We start from the raw sequence: 241 nt of genomic DNA on the forward strand, positions 1-241 counted from the left end.
TGATGACTGACTGGCCGATCATCGCGCAACCTGCCATCCCGCCGAGCATGCCAGCGGCGATGTTGGCCACACCCTGACCTTTGCACTCGCGGTTTTTGTTGCTGGTGGTATCCGTCAGACCGTCGACGATGGTCGCGGTCATCATCGACTCCAATAGGCCTACAACTGCCAGCGCTGCGGAGTAAGGAAAGATGATGCGCAGGGTTTCAAAGTTCAGCGGCACTTCAGGCCACAGAAAAAT

The 241-nt window shown here is 56.8% G+C and carries 1 protein-coding gene; it reads right to left on the reverse strand.

The genetic code is table 11. The features are described 5' to 3' along the window. Positions 1 to 241 (reverse strand): SulP family inorganic anion transporter (locus KZZ04_RS20605; protein ID WP_257903719.1); only part of this gene is annotated, 241 nt, incomplete at both ends.

Source organism: Pseudoalteromonas sp. CR1 (assembly GCF_019392235.1).
Taxonomy (GTDB): Bacteria; Pseudomonadota; Gammaproteobacteria; order Enterobacterales; family Alteromonadaceae; genus Pseudoalteromonas.